Origin of the sequence: Streptomyces sp. NPDC058401 (genome assembly GCF_042722885.1) — a bacterium.
In the GTDB taxonomy this organism is placed as follows: Bacteria; Actinomycetota; Actinomycetes; order Streptomycetales; family Streptomycetaceae; genus Streptomyces.
In genome coordinates, this window is record NZ_JBHXKA010000034.1 from 24,152 (window position 1) to 37,762 (window position 13,611).

General features: G+C 70.4%; 12 protein-coding genes and 1 pseudogene. 6 read left to right on the forward strand and 7 right to left on the reverse strand.

Annotated features, from left to right (window positions below; translation table 11 throughout):
* Positions 1 to 12: 12 nt before the first annotated feature.
* From ACFWNV_RS15385 to ACFWNV_RS15395, 3 genes and pseudogenes are all read right to left on the reverse strand, one after another.
* Positions 13 to 444 carry a GNAT family N-acetyltransferase gene (locus ACFWNV_RS15385; RefSeq protein ID WP_383946287.1) on the reverse strand — a complete coding sequence of 144 codons (432 nt, stop codon included), beginning with the start codon at positions 442 to 444 and terminating at the stop codon, positions 13 to 15.
* Between the two features lie 30 nt (positions 445 to 474).
* A pseudogene (locus tag ACFWNV_RS15390) lies at positions 475 to 1,191 on the reverse strand (alpha/beta fold hydrolase); the annotation flags it as partial.
* Positions 1,192 to 1,200: 9 nt separating this feature from the next.
* Entirely contained in the window at positions 1,201 to 2,265 is a 1,065-nt protein-coding gene (locus tag ACFWNV_RS15395; protein WP_383946182.1) for an endonuclease/exonuclease/phosphatase family protein, read from the reverse strand.
* 512 nt (positions 2,266 to 2,777) lie between these two features.
* Between ACFWNV_RS15395 and ACFWNV_RS15400 the strand changes: the two genes are divergently transcribed.
* Positions 2,778 to 3,842, forward strand: a complete 1,065-nt coding sequence (locus ACFWNV_RS15400) for an ABC transporter substrate-binding protein (RefSeq protein WP_383946290.1) — start codon at positions 2,778 to 2,780, stop codon at positions 3,840 to 3,842.
* Positions 3,843 to 3,864: 22 nt separating this feature from the next.
* On the opposite strand, the gene ACFWNV_RS15405 is transcribed toward ACFWNV_RS15400, so the two are convergent.
* From ACFWNV_RS15405 to ACFWNV_RS15420, 4 genes are all read right to left on the reverse strand, one after another.
* Positions 3,865 to 4,812 (reverse strand): NAD-dependent epimerase/dehydratase family protein, encoded by a 948-nt coding sequence (locus tag ACFWNV_RS15405; protein ID WP_383946184.1) that lies wholly within the window; start codon positions 4,810 to 4,812, stop codon positions 3,865 to 3,867.
* A gap of 140 nt (positions 4,813 to 4,952) precedes the next feature.
* Complete coding sequence (locus ACFWNV_RS15410; protein ID WP_383946187.1) at positions 4,953 to 5,717, reverse strand: SDR family NAD(P)-dependent oxidoreductase; 765 nt, start codon at positions 5,715 to 5,717, stop codon at positions 4,953 to 4,955.
* 58 nt (positions 5,718 to 5,775) lie between these two features.
* The gene (locus ACFWNV_RS15415) at positions 5,776 to 7,038 is read right to left on the reverse strand and encodes a cytochrome P450 (RefSeq protein WP_383946190.1); all 1,263 of its coding nucleotides are present in this window, start codon (positions 7,036 to 7,038) and stop codon (positions 5,776 to 5,778) included.
* A 149-nt stretch (positions 7,039 to 7,187) separates the two neighbouring features.
* Positions 7,188 to 8,132 carry a ScbA/BarX family gamma-butyrolactone biosynthesis protein gene (locus ACFWNV_RS15420; RefSeq protein WP_383946192.1) on the reverse strand — a complete coding sequence of 315 codons (945 nt, stop codon included), beginning with the start codon at positions 8,130 to 8,132 and terminating at the stop codon, positions 7,188 to 7,190.
* Between the two features lie 165 nt (positions 8,133 to 8,297).
* Between ACFWNV_RS15420 and ACFWNV_RS15425 the strand changes: the two genes are divergently transcribed.
* From ACFWNV_RS15425 to ACFWNV_RS15445, 5 genes are all read left to right on the forward strand, one after another.
* A complete protein-coding gene (locus tag ACFWNV_RS15425; RefSeq protein WP_383946195.1) occupies positions 8,298 to 8,993 on the forward strand; it encodes a ScbR family autoregulator-binding transcription factor in 696 nt (231 codons plus the stop codon).
* A gap of 222 nt (positions 8,994 to 9,215) precedes the next feature.
* The gene (locus ACFWNV_RS15430; protein ID WP_383946198.1) at positions 9,216 to 10,829 is read left to right on the forward strand and encodes a class I adenylate-forming enzyme family protein; all 1,614 of its coding nucleotides are present in this window, start codon (positions 9,216 to 9,218) and stop codon (positions 10,827 to 10,829) included.
* A complete protein-coding gene (locus ACFWNV_RS15435) occupies positions 10,826 to 11,209 on the forward strand; it encodes a hypothetical protein (protein WP_383946201.1) in 384 nt (127 codons plus the stop codon). The genes ACFWNV_RS15430 and ACFWNV_RS15435 overlap by 4 nt, the downstream gene beginning before the upstream one ends.
* Positions 11,210 to 11,450: 241 nt before the next feature.
* Positions 11,451 to 11,684, forward strand: coding sequence for a LysR family transcriptional regulator (locus ACFWNV_RS15440; RefSeq protein WP_383946204.1), 234 nt, complete (start codon positions 11,451 to 11,453; stop codon positions 11,682 to 11,684).
* Between the two features lie 358 nt (positions 11,685 to 12,042).
* Entirely contained in the window at positions 12,043 to 13,551 is a 1,509-nt protein-coding gene (locus ACFWNV_RS15445) for a 4-hydroxyphenylacetate 3-hydroxylase family protein (RefSeq protein WP_383946207.1), read from the forward strand.
* Positions 13,552 to 13,611: the final 60 nt, after the last annotated feature.

Consider the following 13,611-nt stretch of genomic DNA (forward strand, 5'->3'; position numbering starts at 1 on the left):
CCCAGGAGACGCTCACGCGAGGCGCAGGTCCACGAAGGGCACGGTGTCGCCGGGGAGGACGTAGCGGTCGAACTCGACGAAGCCCGCTCGGTGCGCGAAGCTCAGGCCCTCGGGGTTGGATGCGAGGACCACGGTTTCGATCACCTCGGCGCCGAGGGACCGTGCCAGGGCGAGAGCCGAGGAGTACAGCTCCCGGCCGAAGCCCCGCCCCCGGTACGCGGGCAGGACGCGCGCGATCACGGTGGCGGTCGTGGAGCCGGCGGCGGGGGGCCGGACCGTGGTGCACCCGACGAGGGTGTCGCCGAGGTGGGCGAGGTGCAGGATGTGGCGTGCGGAGCGCTCCCGTACCTCTTCCAGGGAGAGGACAGCCGTCGGGATGACGGCGTTGTGGACGTACTGCCAGCCGCTCAGGGCGGCTTCGGAAGCGGCGTTCACCGGGTGGATGCGGAGGGCGGAAGCCGGCGGCGGGGTGTCCTGCGCGGCGGCGTCGAGGAGGATGCGGACCAGGGCGGACGGGGCGGAGAACATCGGCCAGTGGCCCGTGTCCAGGGTGACCCACTGCCAGTCCGGGCCGGTGGCCAGGAGCTTCGCCACCTCGGGGTGGGGTTCGGCGCCGTCCAGCAGGCATTTGACGTAGGTCGCGGGGAGCTCGGCGAGCGGGTGGGTCAGTACGGCCGGCTCGGTGAGCGTGGCGCCCGGATGCGGGGTGGCACCGGCGAGCAGCCGGGCGGTCTGTTCCTCGGTGAGGCCCTGGCCCTGGCAGTCGTCGGCCTGCAGGGGTGGCCAGAAACCGTCGTTCGCGGCGATCGAGGCCTCCACGGCGGAGCGGCCGTCCGGCCAGCCGGAGACGAAGGATTCGTCGTGGGCGGGGACGTTGGCATCGACGAAGACCACCCGGTTCAGGCGGGCGCCGATCCGCTCGGCGGCCTGGCCGACCGGGATGCCGGAGTAGCTGTGGCCGACGAGGACCACATCGCGCAGGCCGAGCTCATCGATGGCGTCGACTATGTCCGTGACGTGCGTCTGCTGGCCGGCTGAGACGCCCTGCTTGTCCGCGAGGCCGGAGAGGGTCAGTGCGTGGACCTCGTGGTCGCCACCCGTCGTGCGGAGTTCGGTGCGGAGTTCGGCGGCCACCTCGTCCCATGCCGCCGCTCCCAGCCAGGCGCCTGCCACCAGTACGAATTCAGTCATGAACGTACGTTAATCGAACCGGATGTCGGCGGTGAGGGGCAGGTGATCGCTGGAGGTGGCGGGCAGCGTGCGGACGTGGGTGACCGTGCCTGAGCGGGCCAGGATCTGGTCGATCCGGGCCAGGGGGAAGGCCGCGGGCCAGGTGAAGGCGAAGCCGGGGGTGGTGGTGGCCGTGGTGGGAGTGGCCTTTGTCGCCAGGGCGGTGCGGATGGGGGCCAGGCCGCGGTCGTCGGCGGTGCCGTTGAGGTCCCCGAGCAGGACGACGCGGTCGGCGGGTTCCGCGGCGAGGACGGTGCCGAGGAGGACGGCGCTCTCGTCGCGGCGGGCGGAGCCGAAGCCGCCGAGGCCGAGGCGGAGGGAGGGCAGGTGGACGACGTAGACGGCGACCGGGCCGTTGGGGGTGGCGGCGGTGGCGCGCAGGGCGCGGTTCCAGTTCGGGTCGTCGGCCATGGCTGCCGGTTTGATGTCGAGGGGGCGGACGTCGGTGAGCGGATATGCCGACCAGAGGCCGACCGTGCCGTGGGTGGCGTGGTGGGGGTAGTCGGCGCCGAGGGCGCCGGTGAAGGCCGCGAGGGCGGCGGGGGTGAGCTCCTCGACGGCGATGAGGGCGGGGTGCGGGGCGGCGAGGGCCTTGGCCGTGCGGGAGGGGTTCTGGTTCTCGTCGCTGATGTTGTGCTGGACGGCGGTGAGGGTGGGATGGGGTGTGTGGGCGGCGGCGGCGTGCGCGGCGGCGTGCGGGAGGAGGGTGCCGAACTGGAACAGCCAGGCGGCGGTGGGGAGCAGGAGGGCCAGGGCGGTGGCCGCGGAGCGGCGTCGGAGGGCCAGGACGAGGAGGAGGGGGACGGCCAGGCCGAGCCAGGGGAGGAACGTCTCCAGCAAGCTGCCTGGGTGGCCGGGGGTGTTGGGGACGAGGGAGGGGCGGGTGAGGAGTGCGGCGAGGAGTAGGGAGAGGAGGGCGGGGAGGAGCGCGGGCCAGGTGAGGGCGCGGGCGTGGGGGAGGGCGCGAGGTGGGTGGGGGTGGGGTCGGGAGGCGGGGGTGTGGGGCGGGCCCGGGACCGGGTCTGGCTGGGTCATGGGGCCGTTCCTGTCTGTCTGTTCGGAGTGTGGGGCCGTGGTGTGTGGTGTGGCTGGTACGACGACGTCGGTGGCGGGGGACCCGGTTCCAGTGGGGGTGTGCGGCTGGGGGTAGGTGGGACCCGGTAGAGCCGGGTCGGGGTGGGGCCCTGCGGGGCCGTTCCCCCCACCCCACCCCTTCCCGAAACCGGGGCTCCGCCCCGGGCCCCCGAAACCAGGGCTCCGCCCTGGCCCCCGAACCCCGGAGCTCCGCCCGGGTTCTGTTTGGGAGTCTGCCTCGGGGGCTGGGGCTGGGGCTGGGGCTCTGCCTCGGGTTCTGTTCTGAGTCTGCCTCGGGTCCTGGGGGCTGACTTGGGGTTTGTCGGGGTTTGCTTTCGGGTGGGGTGGGGGGTAATCGGTTGCTTGGGGGTGGTGGGGTGGGTCCCAATGGGCGGGGTGATCGAGTTGGCTTGGGGAATGAGGGGTGTCGCGCTGTGAATGCCTTGGGTTTGCCGGCGTCGTCGGTTGTGCGGCTGGGGGTTCTTGTGCCGTTGGCTCGGCCCGGGTGGGTTGACGCGGGGAGGCAACTGCTTGCGGGGATCGAGCTCGGCGTGCGCGAGGTCAATGACGCGGGTGGGGTGGGTGGGCTGCCGCTGGAGGTTTTGGTACGGGATACCGCGGCCGATCCGGAGCGGGCCGCGGCGGCCGTGGAGGAGCTGGCCGGGCTGGGGGTGGCCGCCGTGGTGGGGGAGTACCACAGTGTCGTCGCCCGGGCCGCGGCCGCGCGGGCCGATGCCCTCGGGGTGCCGTTCCTGTGCTCCTCCGCGGTGCTCGACGCGCTCACCGAAGAGCCGACGCAGTGGGTCGCGCGGATCGCCCCGGCGCAGTCCCACGGGTGGCGGACGTACGCGGAGTTCCTGCTCGGGGCGGGCCACCGCCGGATCGCGGTGGCGACCCAGCCGAGCGTGTACTGGGCTTCCGGGACCCGCATCCTGCGGGAGTGCTTTGCCGCCCGCGGCGGCGACGTCGTCGAGATCGGTGTGGGGGAGGGCTCTGTCGGGGGGCTGTGCGACAGGCTCGTGGAGGAGGGGAGTACCGCGCTCCTCCTGCTGGTCGGGTATCCGGAGCCGGCGGCGGCGATCGTCAGGGCCGTACGGGGCGACCGGCGGCTCGGGGAGCTGCTGATCGGGGCTCCGGCCGGGCAGCCGGAGTTCGCCGGATGGGCCGGGGCGCTGGGCGAGGACGGCGCCGGGATCCCCTTCCTGCGCTACCTGCCCGAGCGGCTCGGTCCGCTCGGGGAGCGGGTGGGGAAGGAGCTCCGCGAGCGGCTGGGCGAGGAGCCCTCGTTCGTGGCCTTCGAGGGCTGGGACAGCGTCACCGTCCTCGCGGAGGTGTTCCGTTCGTACGGCACGGACCGGGCGGCCGTCGCCGCGGCATGGCCGCGGGTGGAAGTCGAGGGCAGCCGCGGGCCGATCCGGTTCTCCCGGGCGCCGGGGATCAGCGTCTGGCAGTGGGCCTGGACGCCGGTCCGGGTGGTCGACCGGGATCCGGCGGACATCGGCCGCTTCCGGATCCTCTACGGGGAGGGCGCCGGCTGAGGCGGCCGGGCGGCGGCGTGCTTCAGGCGCCGGCCAGGTGGGCGCGGTACCAGGGAGCGGCCGAGGGGAGCAGCGCGAGGGGCGTGGACGTGGGGCGCAGCCTGGTCAGCCGCCAGATGGACTCGGCGCGCTGGTGGTAGTCGCGGGCCAGCAGGGAGAACTGCCGCTCCGTCACCCGGCCGGGACGCCTGCGGAGCTGTTCCAGGCAGCGTTCCCACGACCACTCCTCCCGCACCGCCGGCACGATCCCTTCGTCGGCCAGGGCCGACACGAGGTCGGCGCTGGTCACCGCGGCGGGGTGGCTCGCGTGGTGGATCCCGCCCGCGACGGCGTCCGGGTCCGTGGCCAGGGCGTCGATCAGGCGGGCCAGCTCGCCGACGTCGACCACGGACAGCAGCGCGCGGCCGCCGTTCCAGCTGGCCGGGACCCGTTCGATCAGCTCGGCCAGGGCCGGTACCACCCAGCGGTCACCGGCGCCCAGCACCAGGCCCGGCCGCAGGACGATGCCGCCTGCGGCCAGCACCGGGGCCTCGGCCACCAGCCGGGAGCGGCTCGCGGCGGACACCGGATCCGGGACCACCTCGTCGACCTCGATCCCGCGGTGCGGGAGGTTCCCGTAGACCGCGGCCGTGGACAGGTGGACGATCCGGCGCACGCCCGCCCGCACGGCCTCCGCGAGGAGGGCCCCGCCGCCCAGGACGTTGACCGTGTGGCAGCGCTCCTCGTCCCGCCCGATGTAGGAGGCCAGGTTCACCAGCGCGGCCGCGCCCTCGCAGACCCCGCGCAGCGAGCCCGGTTCGCCCAGGTCCGCACGCACCCACTCCACGCCTTCGCGCTCCGCACCGGGGGTGCGGGCCAGGGCCCGCACCAGGACGCCGGGACGGCGGGCCAGGGCGTCCAGTGCGGCCGAGCCGATGAAACCGGTGGCTCCCGTCAGGACGATCACTCTGGGTCTCTCGTACATCTGCATGGGGTGATTTTATCGGCGCCCGGGTGGCCCGGTGGGGCGGCCCGGGGTGCCCGTACAGCTCTTCTTCTCTTCTTCGCCCCGGGGTTCCGCGGTGTTCCGCCGCCTTCCGGCCGGACGTCGGACACCGCGGTGCGGGGCCGTCAGCGGGCGGTCCAGCCGCCGTCCACCGGGACGGTCGCGCCGACCACGAAGGAGGCCTGGTCGCTCAGTAGCCATGCGGCCGCGTGCGCGATCTCGCGCGGGTCCGCCGTGCGCGGGAGCGGGGCCATGGTGTGCAGATGTTCCTCCAGGCCCGGGTTCAGGTCGAACCACTGGGCCATCATTTCGCTGCGGGTGGTGCCGGGAGCGATGGCGTTGACCCGGACGCCCTGGGCGGAGTACTCGGAGGCGGCCTTCGTCAGTCCGATGATCGCGTGCTTGGAGGCGATGTACGCGGCGGCCGCCGGAGTGCTGACGAGGCCCGCGACGCTGCTGTTGTTCACGATCGCCCCGCCGTTCGGCAGCATCGTGGCGATCTCGTACTTCATGCAGTTCCACGTGCCGCGGACATTGGTGGCCATGACGGCCTCGAAGTCCGCGTCCTCGGTGAGGTGCAGCGGCGCGGGCACGGTGCCCAGCCCCGCGTTGTTGAAGGCGGCGTCCAGGCCTCCGAAGAGCTCCACCGCCTTGTCCACCGCCGCCTTGACCTCTTCGGCGCGGGCCACGTCCACCACCGCGTAGGCGGCGGTGAAACCCTGGTCCGTCAGTTCGCGGGTGAGGGTGGCCAGTTCCTCCTCGCGCCGGGCGGTGAGGAGCACCGAGGCCCCGTTCTCGCAGAACACCCGGGCGGCGGCCGCCCCGATACCGCTGCTCGCGCCGGTGATGAGGGCGCGCCGGCCCGTGAGGAGGCCGGTCTTTTCCGTCATGGTGAGTCTTCTGTCTGCCGCGGTCCGGTGGAGTGTTCAGGGAGGGGTAGCTCCGGCACTATTGGCTGGAAACAGTCCCCTGGCGAGGGCTGGACGGGCCGAGGATCACGGGAACCGTCCGGTGGCCGTTCGAGACGAACGAGAACTTCGGGCGGAGTTCGGCGCCCGGCACGGCCAGGGCGATGTCGGGGAACCGCTCGAAGAGCGCCGACAGCGCGATGGCGACCTCCATCCGGGCCAGGTTCACGCCGAGGCAGTGATGGGCCCCGTACCCGAAGGAGACGTGGTCGGCGCGGGTGTCGCGAGTGATGTCGAAGAGATCCGCCCCGGCCCCGTGCTGGAGGGGGTCGCGGCCCGCTCCGGCGAAGCAGATGACGATCGGGTCGCCCTGCGGGATCCGCACGTCGTCGTCGATCTCGATGGCCTCGACGGCGTACCGCAGGATGCTGTGCGCGCCGGGCGGGTCCACGCGCAGGGACTCGTCGATCACGTCCTCCCACGAGGCCTTGCCGGCCCGTACGAGTTCGAGCTGCTCGGGGTGGGTGAGGAGGGAGACGACCGCGTTGTCGATGAGGTTGACCGTCGTCTCGTACCCGGCGGTGAAGAGGAGGATGAGGTTGTCGAGCAGTTCCTTCTCGCTCATGTCCGCCGCGCCCGAGTCGCGTGCGGCGACGAGCCCCGAGGTCAGGTCGTCGGCAGGATTCTTCCTCTTGTGCGCGACGACCTCGTTCAGGATCTCGTACATGGCTATGCCATTCGCCATCGCCTCCTCGGGGGTGATCGAGGTGGCGAAGAAACTGTCGATGATCACCTGGAGCGGATCACGCGCGGAATGCGGAATTCCGAAAAGCTCGCAGACGACCGCGTGCGGCAGTACGTGGGCGAATTCCTTGCGGAGGTCCACGGACTGTTCCGCCGGGAGTTGTTCCAGGCGGTCCAGCAATCCGTCGGCGATCTCCTCGACCCGGGGCCGCAGGGCGGCCACCCGGCGCATGGTGAACTCCCCCGCCACCGGCTTGCGCAGGCGCGCGTGCTCGTCGCCGTAGGCGGTGACCATGTTCTGCACCGAGACCCAAATGGCCAGCGGCCACTCCTGGTCGACTTCTCCGCTGATCCACGCCGGCCAGTGCCGGTAGGCGTCCTTCGACACCCGGGGATCGGTGAGCAGGCGCTTCACGAGCGCGTAGTCCGTGACGGACCACGCCTCCACACCACCGGGAAGCACGATTTTGACCGCGCGCCCGAGGGAGCGTATTTCCTTGATTTCTCCGTGAATGTCCTGGCCGAGCGGATCGATGACGAACGGGCACTGCCTGCTCACAGGAGTATCCCCCCTACAACTGCTGGTGACGGTAAGTCGGATGACGTCACAGGCTGGCATGCCGACGCCCTTCCCGCCACTTCGAGCGTGGGTGTCTCGCACAGTGGATCAAGAGAAACAGGCTCCCATTTCGCTGGAAAGGGAGGAGATCAGGCCGAAACGGGAATTGCCTCGAGCACGGCGAGGAAGACGCGGCGGCCGCTCTGGTGGCCGGTGACGCTCAGGGAGAGGGTGTTGTCCCGGCTCCGCGTGACCGGCTGGGCCTGCACCAGGCACGGCGTGTTGAACTCCGCGTACCGGTCGAAGATCAGGCGGAGCGCGGTCGGGTACATCCGGGTCGTGCCGGCGACGGCGAAGGCGGCCTGGTGGGAGGCCTCCAGGAGGACCATGCCGGGCACATGATCGTTTTCATGTGCGAACAGCGTCCTGCTCGTGGTGTGCGGCCGCAGCGTCCAGCACCGGGGATCCCTGGTGGGAGCCAGCAGGACGTGAGCGGGGTCGGTCCGCAGCACGAGGGCGGGATGTACCGGTTCCGGTACCGGCAGGAGCGGCCGGGCATCGGCGTGTTCGCCCCGCATGCGCCGGTATGCGCCGGGAGAGGTGCACGTCAGGCTGCCGCCCCCGGTGGCGATGACCCGGCCGTCCTGCACCACGGTCATGTGGCAGATCATGCCGGACAGCCGGTTGCCCCGGCGCTTGATGTTCGTGCAGGTCACGTCGATGTGGACGGGGGAATCACCGTCCGTACCGAGGAGTTCGGGATCGACCCGGTAGTGGATGTCGGACATGAGGAACTGGTGCCCGAGGGGGACGCCGTACTCGGCGTGCGAGAGCAGGATCCCCGTCTGGCGGATGGCCTCCGCTATCACGGCCGGCGAACGAAAACCGTGCAGCGCGGTATGGAAAGGATGGTTTTCCGGCCAACGCAGTGACACATTGAACCGGTCGGTACCGGTTCGTTCCCAGTCGGAGAGGAACACCTCGGAGGTGTCTGGGCGGTGTACAAGCCAGTTCGGTACGGCCGGAGGCCTTGTATCTGAGACCCCGACCGATGGTCTTTGGGCGTTTTCAGTCGGAAATGACGTGATTAACATGAACTCCCCCTCGGGCTCCAAGGCAGATTCGAGCCGCTGATGGTATGTCCCGGTCGCCGCAAGATACGTGCTGCCTGGTATAATTTGCAACGGCTGTTTTCGGTGACATGCTCGTACCCCCGAGGAGGTGCATGATTGGCCGCCAGCATCGTGGAAGGAGCGAGGGTGTCTCAGAGAGAGGCTTCTCGGCGCACCCGGCAGCTCATCGTCGAGGCGGCCGGCGCCGTGTTCGCGGAGAAGGGCTTCAACGGGTCCACGATCGCGGACGTGTACCAGCGGCTCGGTCTCACGAAGGGCGCCTTCTACTACTACTTCAAGGGCAAAGAAGAGCTGGCCCAGGCCGTTTTGGCCAGCCAGATCGACACGCTCGGCTTCCCGCTCGTGCCGCGGAGCACCCGGCTCCAGGAACTGATCGACAAGGGCATGCTCTTCGCTGTTCAGATCCGCAGTGACCCGATCGTGCAGGGCAGCCTGAGGCTCTCGCTGGAGCGCGGAAGTCACCACGCGGACCGCCTGCGGCCCTACCAGGACTGGATCGAGCACAACCGTTTCGCCCTCGGGCAGGCCCGGGAGTGCGGTGAACTCCACGCGCACGTGGACCTGGACGCGGTAGCCAACCTCTTCGTCGGCGCCTTCACCGGAGTGCAGGTGCTCTCCGAGGTGCTGACCGACTGGGAGGACCTGGAAGTACGGGTATCCGTGCTGCTCAGGCACATCATGCCGATCATCGCCCTGCCGACGGTGCTGGCCGAACTGGACATGGCCCCGGGCCGTGCCGAGCGGGTCGTGGCCGATCTGGAGAAGCACCTGCGGGAGCGGGCGGAGACCGAACTCGTCGATCCGGACGATCTTCAGGACTAGCGCCTCCCGCGGACGATCCGTCCTGTGGAACCAGTTTTCCCCCTGCCTCACCTCCGCCGGGCGTCCTCGACGCCCGGCGGAGGCATTTCCGCAACCGATTCGGTGCTTCGGGCGACGACATCAGATCTTCCGATGACGGTTGCCTACCTTCATGCAGGTTTGTTTCCATGGGCGCGGCCCCGAGCCACATACGAGGCTCTTGACCGACCACGGAGAACCCACATGATCAAGCTCGATGACATCCGCCGGCACGCGGCGGGCGGCGTGACGCGGGATGCCTTGGTCGACGGCCAGGTGCGGCTGACCTGGGGCCAGTTCGCCGAGACCGTGGAGCGGACGGCGGCCGGACTCACCGAACACCTGCCCGCCGAGGGCGCGGTCCGGGCGGTCTTCCTCGCCGGGAACAGCTGGCAGCTCACCGTCGCGATGAGCGCCTGCGCCACCCTCGGCGTCTCCTGCACGGGTCTCGACCCGCAGAGCGGCACGGACGATCTGGGCCAGGTGCTGTCCTGGCTGGAGCCGTCCGTGGTCTTCGTGACCTCGGAGCACCGGGCCACCCTCGACCAGCTCGTGTGGCCCAGCGGCCCGCAGGCCGTGCACGTCCTGCTGGACGGGATCACGGCTCCCGGCGCCCCGGCCGCCCCCGGCAAGCACCAGGCGCTCAACTTCGACCTGCTGACCTCGGCCGAACCCCTGCGCACCCTGCCCGCGCCCCGGCCGTACGAGTCCTTCGCGGTCAGTGCCCGCAGTGAGGGTCCCTCCCGGATCGCCGTGCGCCGCACCCCCTCCGAGGGCCGCCACCTGGTCGACCTCGTCGACGAGTTCGGGCTCAACCGGGACGACGTCCACCTGGCCTCCGCCCCGCCGACCGAGCCCACGGCCCTCGCGCTGGCCCGCACGATGCTCGGCATCGGCGCCACCGTCGTCCTCGCGGAGGGAGCCGGCCCGGACACCCTGGCCTCCCTGCTCGTCGCCGAGCGCGTCAGCACCGGTGTGATCACCCCCTCCGCCCTGCACGGAGTGCTCGGACTGCCGGAGAACGCCGAGCCCTCGCCGCGCACCCGTCACCTGCGCTTCCTCCTCACCCCCGGCGCCCACCTGGGCCGGTGGACCGTCAACACGGCCTGGGAGCGGCTCGGCCCGGTGCTGCACACCGCGCTCGGCAGCGCGGAGACCGGGCTGACCGCGGTCATGGGCCCGGAGGAGCTGCTGGTCTCGCCGCCGCGCTCGGGCCACACCACGCTCGGCACCACCGTCGCCGTCCTCGGCGAGGACGGGCAGCCGGTGCAGCAGGGCGAGAGCGGCCGCCTCGCCTTCGCGGGACACCAGGTCATGGACGGCTACCTGGACGGCGAGACCCAGGTCGCCGAGCTGGACCTCGGCTGGGGCGCGGAGCGCTTCCTCGTCACCGACGACTCCGGGTACGTGGACGAGACCGGGCGGCTGCTGGTCACCGGGCGGGTCACCGAAGTGCCCGTGGTGGTCCGCGATTCGGCGGTCGACACCGAGCTGTTCCGGCTGGAGTCGGACCTGCTCAACCTGCCCTGCCTGCGCGACACCGCCGTCATGCGGGTCAGCAGCGCGGTGCTGGGCGACGCGATCGTGGTGCCCTTCATCGCCGTGGCGGTCGGCCGCGAGGCCACCGGCTACCAGGCGCTCAGCGCGGCCTGCGCCCGCCGGGTGCCGTCGCTGCCCGCGCACGTCATCGCCGTCGACACCATCCCGTACAGCCCGACGGGCCGCATCCGCACCGGGGACCTCCTCGACGCGGTGCTGCCCATCATCACCCTGAACCTGCAGCTGGAGCAGTCGATGCAACAGGAGATGTCCGCGTGAACCTGCCCTCCTTCGACGACCAGCAGTACGACGAAGTGCTGGTGGAGGACTTCGAGACGGCCTTCTTCGCGCTCGAACTCGAACTCCTCGACCTGCCCTGCGTCCAGGACATCGCGGTGATGCGCACCCGGCTGCCCGAGGTGGGCGAGACGCTGGTGGTGGCCTTCGTACCGCTCCTGGAGGAGGACCAGGAGGCCGGCGGACGCCAGGCCGCGCTGGCCGCCTGTGAGCGGCGCATGCCGTGGGTGCTCTCGCACGCGGTGGCCGTCGACGCGATCCCGCGCGCGGCCGACGGATCCGCGCGCACGGGGCTCCTCATCGACCGTCTGCTCCCGCAGATCGCCCGGGACCTCCTCTCGCCGATGGAGATGTCCGACTAGTCCACTACGCCCAACCCGCTGTCAACCACGAAGCAGCGGCTGACCTGTGGCCATGCCCTCCCTGCGGGCATGGCCACAGGTATGTCCGCAGTCGTACGGGAAGGTGAACGGCGAATCGTCGTACTGCAGTTATACCTGCACCGTGGTATGTTTCTACTCTCCGAGGCTCTGAGCCTCGCAGAAGGGAGCCCCTGCCGTGCAGTTCCAGCAGTTACGCTCGTTCCGTGAAGTAGCCGCCGAGATGAGCTTTACTCGTGCCGCTCGCAACCTCCACTACTCGCAGCCCAGCGTCACCGCGCACATCAAGAACCTCGAGGACTACATCGGGGCCTCGCTGTTCCATCGCGCCGGCGGCCGGGTCCAGCTCACCGAAGCGGGCATGCGGCTGCTGCCGCACGTAGAGAAGATCATCCTGATAGCCGAGGCCGCCTGTATCGACGCAGCCTCCGCCGGTCAGACCCGTCCCGCCGCCTGACCAGCCGCCGGACATCTTTTGCAATTCTTTTTCTTTGGGCCCGGCTGCGTATCCGAATTATCTGGATCAAGGTCGGGCCGAAGTTATTTCAGGGCATTCGGAATTCATCATTCCGCAATATTGAGAAGCGCGACTGCCCCTTCTCCGTGAGGTCAACAAGGCTTCCTTGCCTGGTTGTTGACGTACCCCCTGGAATGTGATGGCGCCAGGGTTGGCGTAGATGGGCAATTGTCCGTGCGCAGCCCCGCAAGAGCGGATCGGCGGCCGAGCCTACGCTCGGATCAATCGAACTGTGCGCCCGGCAGCGGTCGCGTGTATTACCCCTGGAGAGGACACCAAAATGGGTCAGGTCCCGATAGTGGATGAGGCTCCGAACGACCTCATGACGGGCGACTCCTACCTGGAGAGCCTGCGTGACGGCCGCCAGGTCTTCGTGGACGGCGAGCTCGTCAAGGACGTGACGACGCACCCGGCCTTCGCCATGGCCGCGCGGTCGACCGCGCACCTCTATGACGCGCTCCACCACCCGGACACCAAGGACCTGATGACGACGGTCGACCGGTACACGGGGTACCGCGTCCACCGCTTCTTCACCCCGGCGCACTCGGGCGAGGACCTCATCAAGGCCCGCGACGCCATCGAGCACTGGGCCCGCCTGAGCTACGGCTTCATGAACCGCACGCCCGACTACAAGGCGTCGTTCATGGCCGGCCTGGCCGTCACCCACGACTTCTACGAGCCCTTCGGCGACAATGCCCGCGCCTGGTACGAGAAGTACGCCCGCCAGGGCCTCTCGATCAGCCACGCGATCGTCAACCCGCCGGTCGACCGCAACAAGTCGGCGCACGAGATCCGCGACGTCTACCTCAAGGTCGTCGAGGAGCGCGAGGACGGCATCGTCGTCGAGGGCGCCAAGCTCATGGCCACCGCCTCGGCGCTCAGCAACGTCGCCTTCGTCGGCCAGATCCACCTGGCCAACCTCGAAAAGGGCAAGGCCGAGGACATGGCGCTGGCCTTCCTGGCCCCGCTGAACACCCCCGGCATGAAGGTCGTCTGCCGCACCTCCTACGAGGGCCAGGCCACCAGCCCGTTCGACAACCCGCTCTCCAGCCGGTTCGACGAGAACGACGCGGTGCTGGTCTTCGACAAGGCCTTCATCCCGTGGGAGAACGTCCTGATCTACCGGGACACCGAGAAGATCCACCAGTACTTCCCGCGCTCCGGCCTGCTCTCCCGCGGCTTCTTCCAGGGCGCCATCCGCATGTCGGTCAAGCTCGAGTTCATGGCGGGCGTCCTCGACCGCGGCACCCGCATCAACGGCACCGACGGCTTCCGCGGCGTCCAGGCCGGCCTCGGCGAGCTGCTCGCCTGGCGCCACCAGACCTGGGCCGTCACCACCGCCATGGCCCTGGACCCGGAGGCCGGCCCCGCCGGCACCGTCCTGCCGCGCATGGACTACTCGGCCGGCTACCGGGCGCTCGCCCCGCTCAGCTGGGAGCGCACGCACCGCTTCTTCGAGGAGCACCTCGCGGGCGCGCTGCTGATGACCCCGTCCAGCGCCAAGGACCTGCAGAACCCCGAGCTGCGTCCGCTGCTCGACCGCTACTACCGCGGCACCGGCGCCACCGCCGAGGAGCGCACCAAGCTCTTCAAGCTGGCCTGGGACGCGATCGGCACCGAGTTCGGCGCCCGCCACGAGCTGTACGAGCTCAACTACGCCGGCGGTCCCGACCAGGTGCGCCTCGACACCCTGAACTGGTCGCGCGGCGCCGGTCTGCTGGACAACTACGGCGACCTCGTCCAGCGGGCCCTGGACGACTACGACCTCGACGGCTGGACCCGCGGCCGCTGGGCCCAGGACAACTGACCGTTAAGCCCGCGTACGGACGGGTGCCCGCGGCCGACGCGCCGCGCGCACCCGTCCGCG